This window comes from Photorhabdus akhurstii, assembly GCF_018448925.1.
GTDB lineage: Bacteria > Pseudomonadota > Gammaproteobacteria > Enterobacterales > Enterobacteriaceae > Photorhabdus > Photorhabdus akhurstii.
Genome location: NZ_RCWE01000022.1, coordinates 34,702 through 53,093 on the forward strand (window position 1 = coordinate 34,702; position 18,392 = coordinate 53,093).

Genomic DNA, 18,392 nt, shown 5'->3' on the forward strand with positions numbered 1-18,392 from the left:
TTGGGTTATTAACTTATGACAGATTCATTTGATATTGCCATCGTTGGCATGGCATGCCGATTTCCAGATGCTGAAAACCCAGAGGAGTTTTGGCAAAATTTAATATCAGGAAAAGAAAGCATTAAAAGATTCACGCAAGATGAACTCCTTGCTAATGGTTATAAAGCAGAAGATATCAATAATCCCAACTTTGTAGCGGCTAAAGCGACGCTTGCAGATTATAAATCCTTTGATAATCATATCTTCGGATATTTAAAAGACGAAGTTGATAAGATGGACCCGCAGTGTCGATTGTTACACGAATGCTGTTGGCATGCATTGGAGGACGCTGCTTATATAGGCCAAAATAGTGATGAAAGAATAGGTCTATTTGCCGGGGCGGCTTCAAACATTCCTTGGATATCGAGTTTATTAAAGAGCAAACTCACTCCCTCTGAAACATTCGATGTGGTGAATTGGAATTTACCTGAATCCATCATCACAAGAACCGGATATCGCCTGGGGTTGAATGGACCGGTAGTGGCGATCCACACCGCTTGTTCAACGTCGCTGGTTGCTATTCATACGGCGTGTCAGTCAATTTTGAGTGGAGATTGTGACTTAGCTTTGGCTGGCGGGGTTTCTTTAACGTTACCTCAAGAGTCCGGCTACCTTTATCAGCAAGGCATGGTGCGTTCAGCGGATGGTCACTGCCGGCCTTTCGACATTAACTCCAATGGGACTGTTGGCGGCAGTGGGGTCGGCATTTTGTTGCTTAAGCCTTTGGATAGAGCCATCGAAGATAATGACTATGTTCATGCGGTGATCAAAGGCTCCGCGATAAACAATGATGGTCAGCGCAAAGTTGGATTTACCGCTCCGAGTGTTCAAGGACAGGCGGAAGTGATAGCCAGCGCTCAAATGTTGGCTGGTGTTGAACCGGAGGAGATTAGCTATATCGAGTGTCATGGCACTGCTACTGAGATAGGTGATCCGATTGAGGTATCGGCGCTATCTAAAGTGTTCGGCGACTCGAATCATCTATGCATGCTTGGTGCGGTGAAAAGTAATATCGGGCATCTGGATGAAGCGGCTGGTGTTGCCGGTGTCATAAAGACGGTGATGTCTTTAAAAAATAAGAAACTCGCACCAACCCTTCACTATAAGGCGCCTAACGACAAGCTACATATTGAAGAAACGCCGTTCAAAGTCGTAGATAGACCAATGGAGTGGGCAGTTTCAGGAAATAAGAAACGTATTGCCGGCGTCAGTTCATTTGGTATTGGCGGGACGAATGCCCATATCATTTTAGCGGAAGCGGATGAACCAACCGTTCTGAAAACAGAGGCCGAGACATTACCGAATGTATTCTTGCTCTCCGGTGAAACGCCTGAATCACTCACCAATAATCAACATAATTTAGCTGACTTGCTCCAGACTAAGCAGGACATCAGGTTATCTGACGTTGCGTATGTATTGCAGGAGGGGCGAGTACATCATAAATATCGAAAATCAGTGGTTGCTTCTTCATGCGACGACTTAATTAAAGCCCTGCGAAAACCCAGTTCCCAACCGACAAAAGCGTCTGGGGCAGAGCATCAAATTGTGTTTCTGCTGCCCGGTCAGGGAGCGCAATATACCAATATGGCGCGTGCCTTGTATGATACTCATACAGAATTCCGGGATATTGTTGACCATTGCCTTGCGATAGCGTCTCACCATTTAGGTGAATCTCTGAAAGAAAGGTGGTTTACCGATAGTGTTGCAAATGAATTACAGAAAACAAAGTATGCTCAACCGGCCATTTTTATTGTTGAATATGCGCTCGCTCGTTGCCTGATGGAACTTGGCGTTCAACCCTCAAGCTTGCTTGGTTACAGCTTTGGTGAATTGGTCGCCGCGACAATTGCAGAGGTGTTTTCCTTAGAAGATGCCATTAATTTTGTGATTGCTCGTGGCAAACTCATGCAAGATTTGCCGACGGGGGCGATGTTGAGTATCCCGCTGCCTGTTGCAGAGGTTAACGCCATATGCCCGGCAGGAATAGTTGTGGCGATTGACAATAAAGACTCATGCGTTGTATCGGGATCGGAAGCAAATATCGAAGAGTTCGCAGCGATACTTAAGAAAAAGCGTATTCTGACCACGCCAATCAAGTCTAGGCATGCGGCGCACTCGCCGGCGATGAAACAAATTAATGGCGCACTCCAGGCTGTGATAGCTCAGTTTAATCTCAGTGCGCCAAAGATCCCGCTCATTTCTTCCGTGACGGGACTGCCGTTAACTGCCTCGCAGGCAATGTCAGCGGAATATTGGGCAGCACAGGCTGAACGTACAGTCTGCTTCGTCAAGGGATTTGAGCACCTGATTGAAAAACACAAAGCCTCTATTTTTATTGAAGTGGGTGTTGGCCGCGATCTGATCAATCTCACACGGCGATATCTCTCTCAAGATGATTCTAAGGAGGAGCGTTCTAATGTGCTTATCCAGTTACTGCCAGAAGAGATCAAGGCGCCAGAACTGCCTTATTCATATTGGGGAGCGTTGGGTAAACTGTGGCAACAAGGCGTTCAGATTGACTGGCATAAGGTGCGATTTACCGATAATTGCAGGCGTATCCCATTGCCCGGATATGCCTTCGATAGAAGCGTTTTTTGGCCCAAGGAAGCAAATTTCCTGAATATTTTCTCTAACGCATCAAGCGCAATAGAAGCAGAGAAAAAAGTTGAAAGGAAAGGGCGGATGTCTGACTGGTTTTATCAACATGGCTGGAAACAACAGCCGTTGAGCACATCAAATGCGCCATCAAGTGATGAAACAACGCTCTTGCTACGACTCGGACAGCCATCGGCGCCAACATGCTGTATGGAGAGTAGCTTACAACGTTACTACAAGAAATTAATAAAGATTCATGTGGGCAACGAGAAGGTGTTTGATCTGGATGGCGAAAACCAAATTAGACTCGATAACCAAGAAGACTTTAATCAATTCTTTAAGTTGCTCGAACAGAGTCATGTTTCTGTATCGAACATTGTTATTGATTGCATTGACTCAGCGCTGGCTGTCGATGAATTGCTGTCACAGATTCTTCATCTCTTAAAGTCATATCGTGCGCAAACAGCCGACAGTACTCTTAAAAATATCACTTTGCTGGTGAAATATGCCGTCGTGGTATGCAATGAAAAGAGCATTGATCCATCATCAGCGGCGGTTATGGCAATCAGCACCGTGATCCGGCAAGAGTTTCCGGATTTATCTTGTCGTGCGATAGATGTTGGCGATATGGCAACAGATTGCGGGGCGACCAAGTTACTTGCTGAAATTGCCTATGGTGGAAGCGAGACCGTTGCGTATCGCAATAACAGAAGGTGGTGTGAGGATTTCGTTCCTTACGTGTCTTTAGCCGATCGAAATCACGTCAGTCTGAAAAAGGAAGGGACTTATTTATTGATTGGTGGCGCGGGCTTTATTGGTAAAACGTTTTCAAATTACCTCGCTAAAGAATATCAAGCTAATTTAATTATTACGTCGCGCTCTAGTGCTTATTTGGATAATTCTTGGCAACAAATAGATAAACAGGCTTCTTCGTTGCAGTTGATCCAAGCTGATGCGAAAGAGTTAGATGCCATGTCTGAACTTGTTCAAAACGTTATTAAAGATCATGGCAAGATAGACGGCGTATTCTACCTGGCGGGAATTACAGGAGAGGCTTCACTAAGGTCTATTATTGAAACTGATAAGGCTTACATTCAGGCGCATCTTGAAGCTAAGCAAAAAGGAATTAAAGTCTTAGAGCAAGCGTTAGCGGAAATTGATTATGATTTCTGTGTTGTTATTTCATCACTTGCTCCAATCTTAGGAGGACTTGGTTTCTATGCTTACGCTGCCGCTAGTGCTTATTTAGATGCGTTTGTCATTCAGCACAACCAATATAACCAGAATAATTGGACATTGATCAATTGGGATGGTTGGGAAGTCGCGGTAAAGAGTGACATTAATGAAAAAATTGGCACCAGTTTGTCGCACTTATTGGTAACGAAAGAAGAAGGTATCTTATTACTGGCTGATGTACTCAATTATCAAGAAAAAGACGCTTTAATTATCTCGACCGCTGATATCAATGCCCGCATTGCGCAATGGTCTAAACCAAATCAGCTTGAAGAGCAAGGGCATGATAATAGCAATAAAGAGTATTCAGGCAGGCCAGATCTTGAATGTGATTTTATTACCGCTGGTAACGAAATTGAAACTCAGTTGATTGGAATATGGGAAGCGTTTTTACGTATCAAGCCGTTAGGCATAGAGGATGATTTCTTCGATTTAGGCGGCAACTCTCTTAAAGCGATCACTTTACTATCGCAGATACACAAGAGCTGTAATATTGATGTGCCATTGACCTATTTCTTCAAACATCCAACGGTCAAAGAAATTGCCGAATTTGCCGGAAGTCAATCTGAAACATCAGGGTATCAGGCGATTCAACCTGTTGCTGAGCAGGATTCATATCCATTATCTCCCGGTCAGAGACGTATCTATTTGCAACAAATGTTCGATAAAGGATCTGTTGCTTATAATGAAACCGCGGTTTTTAATATTGTCGGCCACTTGGATATAGCAAAATTCAGTGAAACGCTACAGAAGTTAATCCAACGACATGAATCCCTTAGAACTTCGATAATATTAGTTAATGGCGAACCAAGACAAAAATGTCACAAAGAACCCACTGTTGAACTCAAGCATATTAAATTCAATACAGCAGGATTAAATCCGCTGCAAGTTAAAGAGCAGATAAAGCAGTTAATAAAACCATTCAACTTACATAAAGACGCGTTAATTAGGCTAATTCTTATTGAATTAAAACAATATGAATATATATTCTTCTTGGATATTCACCACATTATATCTGACGGTTTATCTCAGGATATTTTCGTGAGAGATTTTCTGGATATCTATCAGGGGATAGAATTAGCTCCTCTTAATATACAGTACAAAGATTACACTATTTGGCAAAGTGAAATAGCAAATAGTTGTAAGGTATTAGCACAAAAGGATTTTTGGTTAGAAAAGCTGAAAAACATACCAGAAATTAAACTCCCATGTGATTTTGAACGGGAAAATATCACAGATGATTGTGGGGAGAGACTTTACTTTTATTTAGAAAATGAAACTACAGAACGATTGGTTAATATGTTCAGTAGAGATGGTGCGACCAATTTCATGATCTTCATATCTACCTACTACTTGCTATTAGCTGATTTAACAAAGCAGACGAAATTTTGTATTGGAACGCCCATATTGGGTAGGCCGCAAAGTGAGTTGCAAGATGTCATAGGTATGTTTGTCAACCTTCTTCCAATTCCATTTGATTTTGATGAAGCAACAACTTTTAGAGATTTAGTTAACTCTGTTGCTGATGTTGTTGTCTCATCATTTGATAATGCTAATATTCAATTTGAAGAAATCGTTAAAGCAATAAATGTAAAACCAAAGAAAAATAGGATGCCGATATTCGATACCGTATTTTCATATATGAATATTGGCATGGCTGATTTTGAAATGCCTAATTTGAAGTTAAGCCGATATGAAATAGAACAAGAAAGTTCCAGATTTGACCTGGCGTTCTTTGTTAAAGAGATCGGCGGTGGATATGAATTTAGCTTTGAATATAAGAGTGCATTATTTACCAGTGAAAAGATTAAATTTTTCATAGAGCGATATATTGATCTGGTCAATAATATCTTAAATCATTCGGATGTTGCTATTTCTGAATACGTTAAGCATGCAGAAGTGAATTTGGATATTCCTAAAGATGAGAGTCTTTTAGAATTTAACTTTTAGTGGATTGATATAATGGAGTGAAACCGAAACCCGCTCCATTTTATTGACATTTTTAAAAATATGAAAAATTTTATAGATATTAACAATAGTAAAAATGCTGATGTTCGGCTCTATTTGATTCACCATGCAGGTGGTTCGCATATGCTTTATCGACCTTGGTCACATTTACTGCCGGGCTGGATAAAGTGTATCGCTCTTGAGCTACCGGGAAGAGGCATGGGTTTTGGTGAGCCGCTCCCAGAATCTATGGAACAGGTCATCGAATTATTTTTGAATCAAATTCAGACGGATAAGCCATTTGCTATTTTCGGCCATAGTATGGGCGGCCTTATCGCGTATGAATTAACGTTAAGGTTACAGGATTTAGGTCTGTCCCCTGTTTGGTTAGGTATTTCAGCTTTCAAACCCCCGCACTTAAAAAATAAAGAGAATTTATCTCGTGCGTCATTCAATGATGATCAGTTAACCGAATATCTTGAGAAATTGGGCGGTTCGAAGGACTTTTGTGAAGACCGTGTGGTGATGAAAATGATGTTAGATATTGTGCGGAGTGATTTTAGAATAATAGAGTCCTGGCGTATGAGTGATGCGAAAATTAGTGATAAAACGACAGTACATAGTTTTTCCGGCCTATATGACGTTGCAGTCACTCCTCAAATGATCTCTTCCTGGCAAGATTATATAAATGGTAAATTCCTTCATAGTACTTTTGATGGAGATCATTTTTACCTTAATAGTTTTCCAAGTAGCTTGATAAATAAAATAGCAAGCGATCTGAGTTTCAATCGGTGATTTATATGAAATATGTGATTATTTGGACATTGGTTTTTAGTGATAAATGGAATGCTTTAAATCGTTCTCAAAGAGAGCAATTGCAGAATGAATCGCTGCCTGAAATTCTGCTGAAGTACCATGATTTTATTAGTCTTAGAACCGTAGACTCGGAAGGGTTTTCTGCTGATTTTCAAGATATTGTCATTATTGAGACAGAAAGCTTGGAACATTACTACTGTATGCTCCAGGATATGCGAAATACAACCGTAATATCAGATGGGTATTTGAAAATTTCCAATATATTAATGGGCATAGAAAATGCCCATGAAATATATAAGTCACATAAAATATAATGGAATGGACGGATTAGAAAATGCCTGTGAATTATAACATTGTCGCTTTAAGTCCAATGCAAGAAGGGATGCTTTATCATTCCATTGAAGAGGGCAGTAAAGATGTTTATGTGACAAACTTTACCTTAACCATTGCGGGTCTGATTGATGAAAAGAAATTAGAAATTGCGTGGAACAGAGTGGTATCGGAACATCAAGCATTACGAACGGTTTACCGCTGGAAAGGATTAAGCCATCCAGTTCAGATTATTTTTGACAATAAACCGCTTCACATAGATTTCAGAACATTTGAAAATAATAGTTATAGGGCAGATCAAGAAAATATTAATGAGATAGTTTCTCAAAAAACTGAAATTGACTTAGAACGTTGCCCAATCAAAATTAACTTATATAAAGTAAGCGAAGATAATTATATTCTCCATGTTCAATATCATCACATTTGCATGGATGGTTGGAGTCTGGGTCTATTAATAACCCAACTTTGGGATTATTATGATCATCCTCAATTAAAATGTGTTGGTAACATTTTTGATTATCAAGATTATATTGTTCATTTAAATAAAGTGAGGCAATGTAATAAAGCCAGAGGATTCTGGACTGGCACTATATTTCAGGACGCGGCAATGAGTTTACCAAGTAAACAAAACTTGCTCTCAAAAGGCGTTGGTAAAATTGAATGTACATTAGATAAAAATTTAATAAACGCGGTCGAGTTATATTGTAAAAATAATGGATTTACGCTGGCTATTGCAATATACACAGCTTGGTCAATTGTTTTAGCTAAGTGTAATGATTCTGAATCCATTTGCTTTGGTACCACAGTATCCGGTAGAGATAATTTAATTGCTGGCATTGAAAATAGCATTGGTTTATATATTCAAACACCGCCTTTGTTAATTGATAATTTATCCAGTCAAATGACGCTTTTAAGCATCATGAAGAGCGTACAAACCACGATATTGGAGCGGGATGCTTATAAAGAGTATCCAATATCTGAAATACAAAGCGTTAATAAAATAAAACATAATCTTTTTGATAGTATTGTGGTGATAGAGAATTACCCAATTTCAAAAAGGTTACAACAGATGTCAACCAGTGTGGATATTCTTTCATATACAACGTCTGAAACTACAAATTTCAATCTGAGCTTAGAAGTCAATTTACTTGATTCAGCGATTTTAAAGTTAAGTTATAATTCCGAAAAATACGAACAATATTTTATTAATGGCATCCTGAAACAGTTCACAAAAGTATTAAAATCGATAGCGTATAATGCAGAAAAGACATTATCTGAACTCTGTTTCTTAGATGAGAAAGAGTATAATCAGTTAATTATTGATTTTAATAATAATGATGTTTCATTACCTGGGCCTGCTCACTTAACTTTCGCATGGCAGGCGGCGGTAGAAAAATATCAAGATGATATCGCCATTAGACAACAAGGTATTAGCGTCACTTACGCAGAACTTGATGAGCTATCTAACCAAATTGCAAACAATCTCTATTCAAAAGGCGTTAAGCATCAGGAATTGGTTGCAGTTAAATGCCGTGCTAGCATTTATACGATAGCGCTGTTAATTGCGATAAATAAATTAGGTGCTGCCTATGTTCCAATCGATATATCTACCCCGGAAGAACGGGTAAACAAGATTTTATCTAATGGTATTAAATATATTATTTATCATGATGATTTGCTCAGTTTGTCGAAGATAAACGAAGGTGGCAATCAACGACCAAATTTGGCATACTCTGAAAATGACCTTGTATATACTATATTTACCTCAGGATCTACCGGAGAACCGAAGGGAGTGATGCTAGAACACCACACGGTTATGAACTATATCTACTGGGCTATTAGCGCTTACCATTCAGATAGTTATCGTTCGGTTTATCCTTTGTTTACCAGTCTTGCGTTTGACTTAACCGTAACTTCTATTTGGTGCCCGCTAATTTCTGGCGGAGAAATAGAAATTATCGATAAAGAGTCATTTGAAGCGTTGCAAGATGTGGCTAAAAACCAAAATCTAAGTCATGTCAAGATCACACCTTCGCAATTAAATCTACTCAATCAAATCTGCGATAATAACAGTTCATTACAGACGTTTATTCTCGGTGGCGAACAATTAGAAAGTAAATTGTGTAAAGAAATTACGGATAAACTGAAACCTGGCGTAACTATTTGTAACGAATATGGCCCGACAGAAGCCACGGTTGGTTGTATGATCTATCGATATCAACGAGATCAACAAGAAAATCCGGTTGTTCCTATAGGTAGACCGATAAATAACGCGAAAATATATATTTTAGATAAAAATTTACACCCGCAACCGATAGGCGTTCCCGGTGAGATCTATATCGGGGGAAGAGTCCTTGCCAGAGGATATTTGAATCGGCCAGATTTAACCGCTGAAAAATTTATTGATAGTCCTTTTGATCATAAATCAAAACTATATAAAACCGGTGATTTAGCTTTCTTTAACGGTGAGGGTAACATTGAATATATCGGTAGAGTGGACAATCAAATAAAATTGAGAGGCTATAGAATTGAGCTAGATGAAATAGCGACAAAAATAAAGTCATATGACGCATGCCATAATGCCGTTGTGATTATTAAGAGGATTCATGGAGAAGATCAACTAGTTGCTTATTACGTTTCTAGTCAGAATATTGAAGAGAATAACCTGAGGCGTTATTTATCTGAATCTCTTCCTAATTACATGGTGCCTGGCATATTTAAAGCGGTGGATGAAATTAAATTAACTACAAATGGGAAAGTCGATTTAGCAAGCCTGCCTGATCTTGATTTAACGAGCCAAAATATTGCTGATTTAGAGGGTTCAAGCTATAAAGATAAAGTGCTTGAGGTATTCTCCTCAATTTTAGAGGTAGATCAAATAGACCTTAAAACCAGTTTCTTTGATTTGGGGGCTAACTCAATAAAACTGCTTAGAATTACAAATGTTTTGAATGAGTTCCTGCCTTTCCCGTTAAAAGTTGTCGATTTCTTCACATACACGAATATGGCGACTCTTATTTCCTATATTGAGTCCGGTGAAAAACAGGAAATAAACCTGGTCAATAAAGAAGAGGCTATGTCGAGACGAGACCGACTAGCGGAACGTCGTGGAAAAATGAAGAAAAGAGTCAGTTTTACTCATTAATAAATATGGAGATAAATGATAATGACTTTACAATCTATTAAAAACGTGGTCTTAACAGAGTTGAATGGCGATGTGGAGGAGATAAGAAGAGTTGTAGATATTTGGTATCTTGCTTCAATTAAGTGTCATCATTTTGTTAGCGAGAGTTTTTGGCACTCATGTAAGGAGGATATGATGAATATATATATTCCTGGCGCTGAAACTGTAGTTGCCAAATATAATGATGAAATTGTTGGATTTATCAGTTTGGTTGATAATATTTTGGCGTCAATATTTGTTCATCCTGATTTTCAAGGTAAAGGAATTGGAAAGAAATTACTATTCGATGCCTTCGGTAAAAGAAGTGATTTAGTTCTTAATGTTTATTCAAAAAATAAACTGGCGAGAGATTTCTATAAAATGAATGGCTTTGTCGAGGAAAAAGAAGGTGTGGATGAACATACTGGTGAGTTAGAAATTACGATGAAGTGGAATGGCTAATTAACTTTAAAGATGAGATATTAAAATGGTTGATAATAGTAATGTAATTAGTGAAGCTACGGTAAGTTATTGGAAGGGATTTTTATCTGAATATCGTAGCCCAGAGTACGAGATTTCTTATTGTAAAGATATCTCATCTAAACCAACAAAGTTTAGCTTTTCTGAAGAAACTTCAAAGACCTTACTCTCAATTGCAAATGGTTCAAATAAACGGTTGAGCATATTGCTCGTGTCTTTGGCCGCTTATGCGCAGGCAATAATGTTGAAGAGTTCTGAGGTGACTGTTGTTACTGGAAATTATCTCGAAGATTCAACTGGACCAAAGGTATTATGCCTACCGTTTAACTTTGATAGTGAGTGTACCTTAAAAGAGGTGATCGTAGCTGCTTCAACAAATATTCAGCAGAAGCTTGCGTATGCCGTAGCATCTTTTCAAAACATTTTTGATAGTACAGTCACTTTCCCTTTAGCTGTTATATTGAAAAATTGCCAAAAAGAGTCTTATGAATTCTTTGAACGCGCCTTATCGCAATTATTCTTTGAACATGATAATGCGCTGATATCATGTGAAATGACTTCGATATACGGTTCAGATTATGTCATCACTATGATGAATATAATGGAATCTTGGGTAAATGAAATACGCTCTGATTGTAAAATTTCTGAGTTGCCAATCGCTAATCCCTTTTATTTAAATGCTGTTGAAGCAGAAAATGGCATTGATACTGAACAGTCGATATTGGCTTTATTTAAGCAACAGGTCGGTATGTACCCGGAAAAAACGGCTATCGCAGATAGTGTGGGGGAATTGAGTTATGCTGAACTGGATAAATTGAGTGATACCTGCGCCGTCAGGTTAATAGAGTTAGGTATCGAAAGAGGCGATACGATTGGTATACATATGCCGCGATCTTGCTCAGCAATAGTAGCAATGTTCGCGGTGCTTAAAGCCGGCGGAAAATATTGTCCTTTCGATATAAATTGGCCCGTTGGCAGAAAGAAATATGTGCTAGATACTGCGGAGATGCGATTAGTTATATCGTCAATTGATACCCAGTTGGCGTTGGAAGAGTACAGCCAGATTACCTATGATAATTTGCAACACAATGGATTTGATATAAAACAAAACCTTCAATTGCCTGAAATTAATGGTCAAGATTCCGCTTACATTATTTTTACCTCTGGCTCGACGGGTAATCCAAAAGGGGTTGAAATTCCTCACAGTGCCGTTGTCAATTTGGTCAAAGGGCTATATCAAAAGGTTTATCGCAATTACCCGTGGGATTTGAACGTCTCAATGATATCAGCACTCAGTTTTGATGCGTCGGTACAGCAGCTATATCCGGCTCTGTTACTGGGCCATACGCTGCATATTGTGCCTGATGAGATCAGAAAAAATGGCAGGAGAATCAGCCAATTTTGGCGTGACAGAAAGATCCATATTGCCGATTGTACTCCAACCCATTTAAGAATGATTAGGTCACAAATGAATGGTCAGCGCATTGATTGTCAGGTAAAGCATCTGATGATTGGCGGCGAAAAATTAGATCAGCAAAATTGGTTGAATTTCGCTGATTGCTGGGAGTCGGTTCCGAATGCATCTAACGCATATGGGCCTACAGAATGTTGTGTACAATCACTCTCTTTTGAATTTAACGCTTCAAGCCAGATTAATACTGAGACTATTCCTATTGGTCAGCCAATGTCTGGTGAGGAAATTGTACTGATTGATGAATTTATGCGAATTCTTCCCAAAGGGGCAGTGGGGGAAATTGCTATATCTGGGAAAGGGTTGGCAAAAGGCTATATTAATAATGCCCGGTTATCTCAAGAATCTTTCATTTTCATCAATGGTAAGCGTTATTATCGAACGGGTGATCTGGCAAGATATATCGGTGAGGAAGGGATGATTTATTTAGGGAGAATAGATAGTCAGGTGAAAATAAATGGATATCGAATAGAACTTGGAGAAATAGAGAAAGTTACTCAACAAGCGATATTAAAACTGAATTCCGTGGATGATATTAAGCCAGTCGTTGATGTCCATGTGATAGTCAATAATAAAGAGTCTGGTAATCAATTATTAATCGCTTATATTTGTACTAATGAAGAAATCGATTTTGGTACGATTCGTAAGGAAATTGCGTTCCATCTTCCTGATTATATGGTGCCGGCATATTTCATTGCAGTTGATAAATTCCCACAAAATAGTAGTGGTAAAATTGATAACGCTACATTACCTGATCCGCGCTGTGACGTGGTGCAAAAAAGAATTGTGGCATGTAGTAATGAGACAGAACAGCAAATATTGGATATCTGGGCGGATTTACTGACTACTCGAAAAGAGAATATCAGCTTAACAGATAACTTCTTTGATTTAGGTGGTTCATCATTTAAGTTAGCACAACTTAGTTTCAAATTAAGTGAAGTGTTTGCGCGGGAAATAGAAATTGTCGATTTATTTCAACACACTACGATTCAGTCACAAGCACAATATATAGATGGCAATCAACAACCATTAGACAGTTCCGATAATGGCGCTAATTCAACAGAACAGTTTGATGAAGCATTAAAGATATTCGGTCTTTAAGCTTAATTTCGTTAATTTATCCATTTTAAAAATATCAATTGAAAAATATCAATTGCAATATATTGATATTTTAATTAAACGTCTCTCAATAATTTAATGGCTAATTTAGCACTTGCTAATATTGAAAATTATGAAAAAAGATAATCATACACACGAATTTACCAGGCAAAAATTAACGGGATTAGAAATCGCTATCGTCGGTGTTTCTTGTCGCTTCCCTAATAGTGAAACAGTAGAGAGCTTCTGGGAAAATTGTTTAGAGGGCAAGGATTGTATCTCTCGTTTTTCTGATGAAACATTGGCGAAAAATGGCGTATCTAAACAGCATTATGCGAGCCAAAATTACGTCAATGCTAAGGGTGTTATTGATAACCCTTTAACGTTTGATGCTGATTTTTTTGATTATAACAAGCGTGAAGCTGAGTTTTTGGAACCACAAATTCGTAAATTACATGAATGTGGTTTTGAAGCGTTAGGTTCTGCCGGTATTGTTCCGTCTGAATACAAAGGGGCGGTTGGTTGTTATTTAGCGTCAAGCGCTCAACTCGGTTGGCAAATGGCCGCTTATGACGAGTGTGAACAAGATGGCGCCAGTCTTTTTTCTGCATTTAACTTAGTAGAGAAAGACTTCGCGGCAACTCGACTGGCGTACAAATTAGGTTTAACAGGGCCGGCGATTGCCATTCAGACAGCGTGCTCTTCATCTCTCACTGCAATACACCTGGCATCAAGAGCCTTGTTATTAGGTGAGTGCCAGACAGCGCTTGTTGCCGCTGCGACTTTAGTTACGCCCAGTCAACAGGGCTATCTACATCAAGATGGCATGATTACTTCTCCAGATGGAACTTGCCGACCATTTGATGAAATGGCGAATGGTACTGTCGGTGGTGAAGGCGTTGGCGCGATAGTGTTGCAGCCGCTCAAAATTGCATTGGAGCAGGGACGGCCTATTTTGGCCTTGATTAAGGGATCAGCGCTTAACAACGACGGTTCAAGAAAGGTAGGTTACACCGCGCCGAGCATTGACGGACAATTCGAAGCGATTAGAGGTGCTTTGGCTATGTCTAAGGTTGAAGCTGAATCCATTTCTTATATTGAAGCCCACGGCACGGCGACCAAGCTTGGTGATCCAATAGAAATAACCGCTCTGAATAAAGTTTTCTCCAACGTCCCACAGCAGAGTATTGCTATTGGGTCGGTAAAGTCGATTATTGGTCATCTTGATAGTGCGGCTGGAATGGCCGGGTTAATAAAAACGGCGCTGATGCTAAAACACAAAAAGCTGTGCGCTAATCGGTACTTTACGAATCCTAATCCTAAAACAAAACTCTCTTCTTCACCTTTTTATGTTAATACCGACAGTAAAGATTGGGATAGCGCGACGGTGAGGCGAGCGGGGGTGAGTTCATTTGGTATTGGGGGAACCAATGCTCATGTGATACTTGAAGAATATGTCTGTGAGCCTCACGATGATCAAGCTTCTGATGCAGTAAAATTACTCCCGTTGTCGGCTAAATCTGAATGGAGTTTGGGTGAAATGGAGAACCGGTTAATCGCGTGGTTAGCCTCTAATCCCAATAAATTAGCCGATGTCGCTCATACCTTACAAAATGGTCGCGAGCGTTTTGGTTATCGATCTGTATTGGTTTGCTCAGACGACAGGGTGACATACTCTACAGCCGACTTTGTTCGTGGTCGGTGTGAACCTGCAAACAAACGTGTTGTTTTTCTCTATCCCGGTCAAGGCTCGCAATATCAGACTATGGGGCTAGGCTTATATCTCCGTGAGTTGGTTTTTAAAGAGCAAGTAGAGCACTGTTTATCACTTTTGGACGATGAAAAAAGAGAACAGATAAGAAATTACTTAATGGAACCGGAAAGTTCTAATCCATTTCCTGCCGAAATCATACAGCTTGCCATATTCATCGTTGAATACGCGACAACGCGATTAATGGAATCAAAGGGTATTCAGCCTGATATATTATTAGGTCATAGTCTGGGTGAATATGTTGCGGCGACTATTTCAGGGGTTTTTGCGCTAAAAGATGCTCTATTTTTGGTTGGTAGACGAGCGCAATTGATGGAGAAAATGTCTCCAGGCGCCATGTTGAGTGTACCTTTGTCAAAAGAGCAAGTTGTAGAACTATTGGCGGGAAGTTTAGAAATTGCGGCGGTTAATGGTAAAGAATCGACAGTATTGTCTGGTTCTATTGAAGATATCGAGAACCTGAAATCTTACTTGCAATTACAGGGCATTCATTCGCGTCAACTAAAAACTACCCACGCGTTCCATTCTAAAACGATCGATGAAATACAGGATGAATATGAGCAGGCATTGCAAACGGTCGCGTTTAATTCTGTAAATATCCCAATTTTGTCAAATCTATCTGGTGATTGGCATGATAATAATGAAATTAGAAAACCAGCATATTGGTTGTCTCATCAAAGAGATAAAGTCGACTTTTTAGGGTGTTTAGAGACGCTTTCTTCGCAGCAACATCTTGTTTTCATCGAAGTAGGGCCGGGCAACACTCTTGCTAGTTGTGTACAGAAATTCTTTAAACAAAAATCGGATCAACAAATACATATTGCCAATATGTTAAGGCATCCGAATTTACCTGAGGGGGATATCACCTATTTCTACAGCCAAATTGCTAAGTTGTGGTGTACTGTCGGATTAGGAAACTGGCAAGTGCCGAGCAGCCAATCTGGTCGTCTCATTCATTTACCTGTGTACGCATTTGCTGAAAAAGAGTTTACAAAGATCAGAGATCGGTTGGTAAAAGGTCGAACGCCACAGATTAAATCACCAGATATAAAAGGAAACATCTTGTATCGACCGGTGTGGTATAGAAGTTCGTGTGATGATATTAAGAAAATGGCACATGAAGGTCAGGTATATGTTCTAACCACACATCGTGGAGCTAATAGCAATCGAGCGCTGGTCGATAACGTTTTATCAGGACAAAATATTATCTTTGTCGAGGAGGTTGATAAATTACCTTCGTTAAATCTAACGGGCTGTTGTTCGTTTGTATTAATGCCTAATGCAGAAGACTTTGTTGGTGATCCAATAGCACATTATCTTGAATGGCTCGCATGTATCAAAAATATATTATCCAGTAAGTCACTCGCGGCCTCTCGGTTTATTCTGTTAACGCCTCAAATTGAGAATGTGCTCGGCTATGAAATCACCGATGCCGCTATCTCATTACTGAAAGGCTTAATACAGTCAATTAACCACGAGCATCAAGAACACTATGGCTATCAAATTGACATCTCCTTCGATGAATTAGCAAAGGATAGTTCAACCCAGTCTTTACTTCGTCATTTAATCAGTTCTGATATTAATCATCGAATGGCAATAAGGCATAACCAAATTTGGTTGCCAGAGTTCAAAGCACTGCCAAGTAAAAGCGTTGAAACTCATCAACAATGTAATGGGTTGCATGAGAGATGTTTAGTCTTAATCAGTGGTGGATTGGGTGGAATAGCTTTGCAGCTCTCGCAAAGCCTGGCGCAACACTATAAGGCCCGTATTGTGCTTGCCTCTCGAACAGCTATTCCTGACCGTTCACAATGGGCAAATATCAAGGAAAACAAGCAGCAATTAGCGTTGATTAAACAAATTGAGTGTGTGGAGAAGATTGAACAACTCGGTGGGGAGGTGATATTGCGACAATTGGATGTAACAGATAAACCCCAACTTTTCGACACGTTACAGTATCTGGAAAATAATTATGGGGCCATCAACATGGTGATCCATAGCGCAGGCTCGGATGCCGGGGCGTTGATTATGCAGCCTGATATATCATCACATCGCAAAATCATGACGGCTAAAGTAGAAGGAGCAATGAACCTGATATCGTACTTTGAAGAGAAACCGCTAAATTCAATGGTTTTATGTTCTTCATTACTCTCTTACTGTGGCGCCCCTGGGCAATCTGCTTATGTTGCTGCAAATGCATTTCTCGACGCGATTGCTGATAGACGAGATCTAAAATTCAAGGTCTATTCTCTCGCTTGGGATCGCTGGCTGGAAGTTGGCATGGCGTCAAGAAATATGGAAATTGACGCATCCACAGAAGGATTAACCAATCAGCAAGGTAAAGCCGTATTTCTACAAGCACTTTCACAGGCGACGCAACAACGATTATTAGTTTCTGTAATACCGATTGAGGAAAGAGTAAATGCTCTGGATAGAGAAAAAGCCAATATTTTGGTAGAGACTAAAAATGAGATCGTAAGCAAAAATATTTCGATTAAACAGGTGATTTCAGAAGAAGTACAACACCAGTTGGGGCTTTCTGAAATTGATGAGCATTGCAGCTTCTTCGCGCTGGGTGCCACATCACTGGATATCGTTCAAATCAATGAAAGGCTCAAACAGCGTATCTATCACGATATTCCTATATCAATGATGTTTACCTACAGCACCGTGTCGAAACTAGAAAATGCGGTGGCATCTAAGTTGAATAACACTCAAGAAAATGAAGCGGCATTATTACAACATCGAACTTCAGCTAGCCAACTTGCAAAACAAAGAATGAAGAATAAGAGGGTAAAAAAATCAGCTAATTACGCAGTATAACATGTCGGATTTCTGACCTTCTCTGACAGAGCGTTTTTAAACTCTAATTTTTTCAATAAAAGTCCCAGAAGGCGTTTTACCTTTCATGCCACCATGTGATCTGTGATACATGTGGTTTGTGATAGTGGTAAAACGCCTCCTCTCCCATTTGGCCGAATTTGGCTTCTAAATCTATGTCTCCTTTAGTTTTGGCTATATATATTCAACATTAGCAATCCAGTTTTGTTGGCGACGCGTCAATCGCGCTTGCTCGCTTTCGTCAGTGAACTTGGCTGCAATATACTTAAACAGCGCAGGGTCAACGTCTTCAAAGGTATTGACGTTAACTACGGCATAATCGCGACCGTTAATCTGGCTGATGACAACAGGCACTACCCCGCATTGGCTACAGATGTGAAACTGCGCTGTGCCTGTTTCAAAAGAGTATCTATGTAAAAGCTTTTGTTCTCTGATACTCAGCCGAAGCTGTCCTGCCGGGAGTGATGTCCAGACTGCATTGTGCTTGGTACAAAAAGAGCAAGTACATGCTCGTGCCGGAATCTCCAGAGGTTCAGGTTCCCAATTAAACGTAAATTCAACATTCTTACAGTGACAACTACCGGAAATTAACATGTGTACCTCCTTAG

8 protein-coding genes are annotated in these 18,392 nt (G+C 39.6%); 7 read left to right on the forward strand and 1 reads right to left on the reverse strand.

Annotated features, from left to right (window positions below; genetic code table 11):
• Window positions 1-15: 15 nt before the first annotated feature.
• The 7 genes from EAE93_RS18560 (at window position 16) to EAE93_RS18590 (ending at window position 17,766) form a co-directional block, all read left to right on the forward strand.
• Window positions 16-5,817 carry a type I polyketide synthase gene (locus EAE93_RS18560; RefSeq protein ID WP_214040287.1) on the forward strand — a complete coding sequence of 1,934 codons (5,802 nt, stop codon included), beginning with the start codon at window positions 16-18 and terminating at the stop codon, window positions 5,815-5,817.
• Between the two features lie 60 nt (window positions 5,818-5,877).
• Complete coding sequence (locus tag EAE93_RS18565; RefSeq protein ID WP_214040288.1) at window positions 5,878-6,609, forward strand: thioesterase II family protein; 732 nt, start codon at window positions 5,878-5,880, stop codon at window positions 6,607-6,609.
• Window positions 6,610-6,614: 5 nt separating this feature from the next.
• Window positions 6,615-6,944, forward strand: a complete 330-nt coding sequence (locus EAE93_RS18570; protein WP_040148897.1) for a darcynin family protein — start codon at window positions 6,615-6,617, stop codon at window positions 6,942-6,944.
• A 26-nt stretch (window positions 6,945-6,970) separates the two neighbouring features.
• Window positions 6,971-10,105, forward strand: a complete 3,135-nt coding sequence (locus tag EAE93_RS18575) for a non-ribosomal peptide synthetase (protein WP_214040289.1) — start codon at window positions 6,971-6,973, stop codon at window positions 10,103-10,105.
• A gap of 21 nt (window positions 10,106-10,126) precedes the next feature.
• On the forward strand, window positions 10,127-10,585 hold the full coding sequence (locus EAE93_RS18580; protein WP_044467012.1) for a GNAT family N-acetyltransferase: 459 nt from the start codon (window positions 10,127-10,129) through the stop codon (window positions 10,583-10,585).
• 25 nt (window positions 10,586-10,610) lie between these two features.
• Window positions 10,611-13,175, forward strand: a complete 2,565-nt coding sequence (locus tag EAE93_RS18585) for a non-ribosomal peptide synthetase (protein WP_214040290.1) — start codon at window positions 10,611-10,613, stop codon at window positions 13,173-13,175.
• A gap of 130 nt (window positions 13,176-13,305) precedes the next feature.
• Complete coding sequence (locus tag EAE93_RS18590; protein ID WP_214040291.1) at window positions 13,306-17,766, forward strand: type I polyketide synthase; 4,461 nt, start codon at window positions 13,306-13,308, stop codon at window positions 17,764-17,766.
• Window positions 17,767-17,958: 192 nt separating this feature from the next.
• Here EAE93_RS18590 and EAE93_RS18595 read toward each other — a convergent pair whose 3' ends face one another.
• The gene (locus EAE93_RS18595) at window positions 17,959-18,378 is read right to left on the reverse strand and encodes a GFA family protein (RefSeq protein WP_105398050.1); all 420 of its coding nucleotides are present in this window, start codon (window positions 18,376-18,378) and stop codon (window positions 17,959-17,961) included.
• Between the last annotated feature and the right edge of the window lie 14 nt (window positions 18,379-18,392).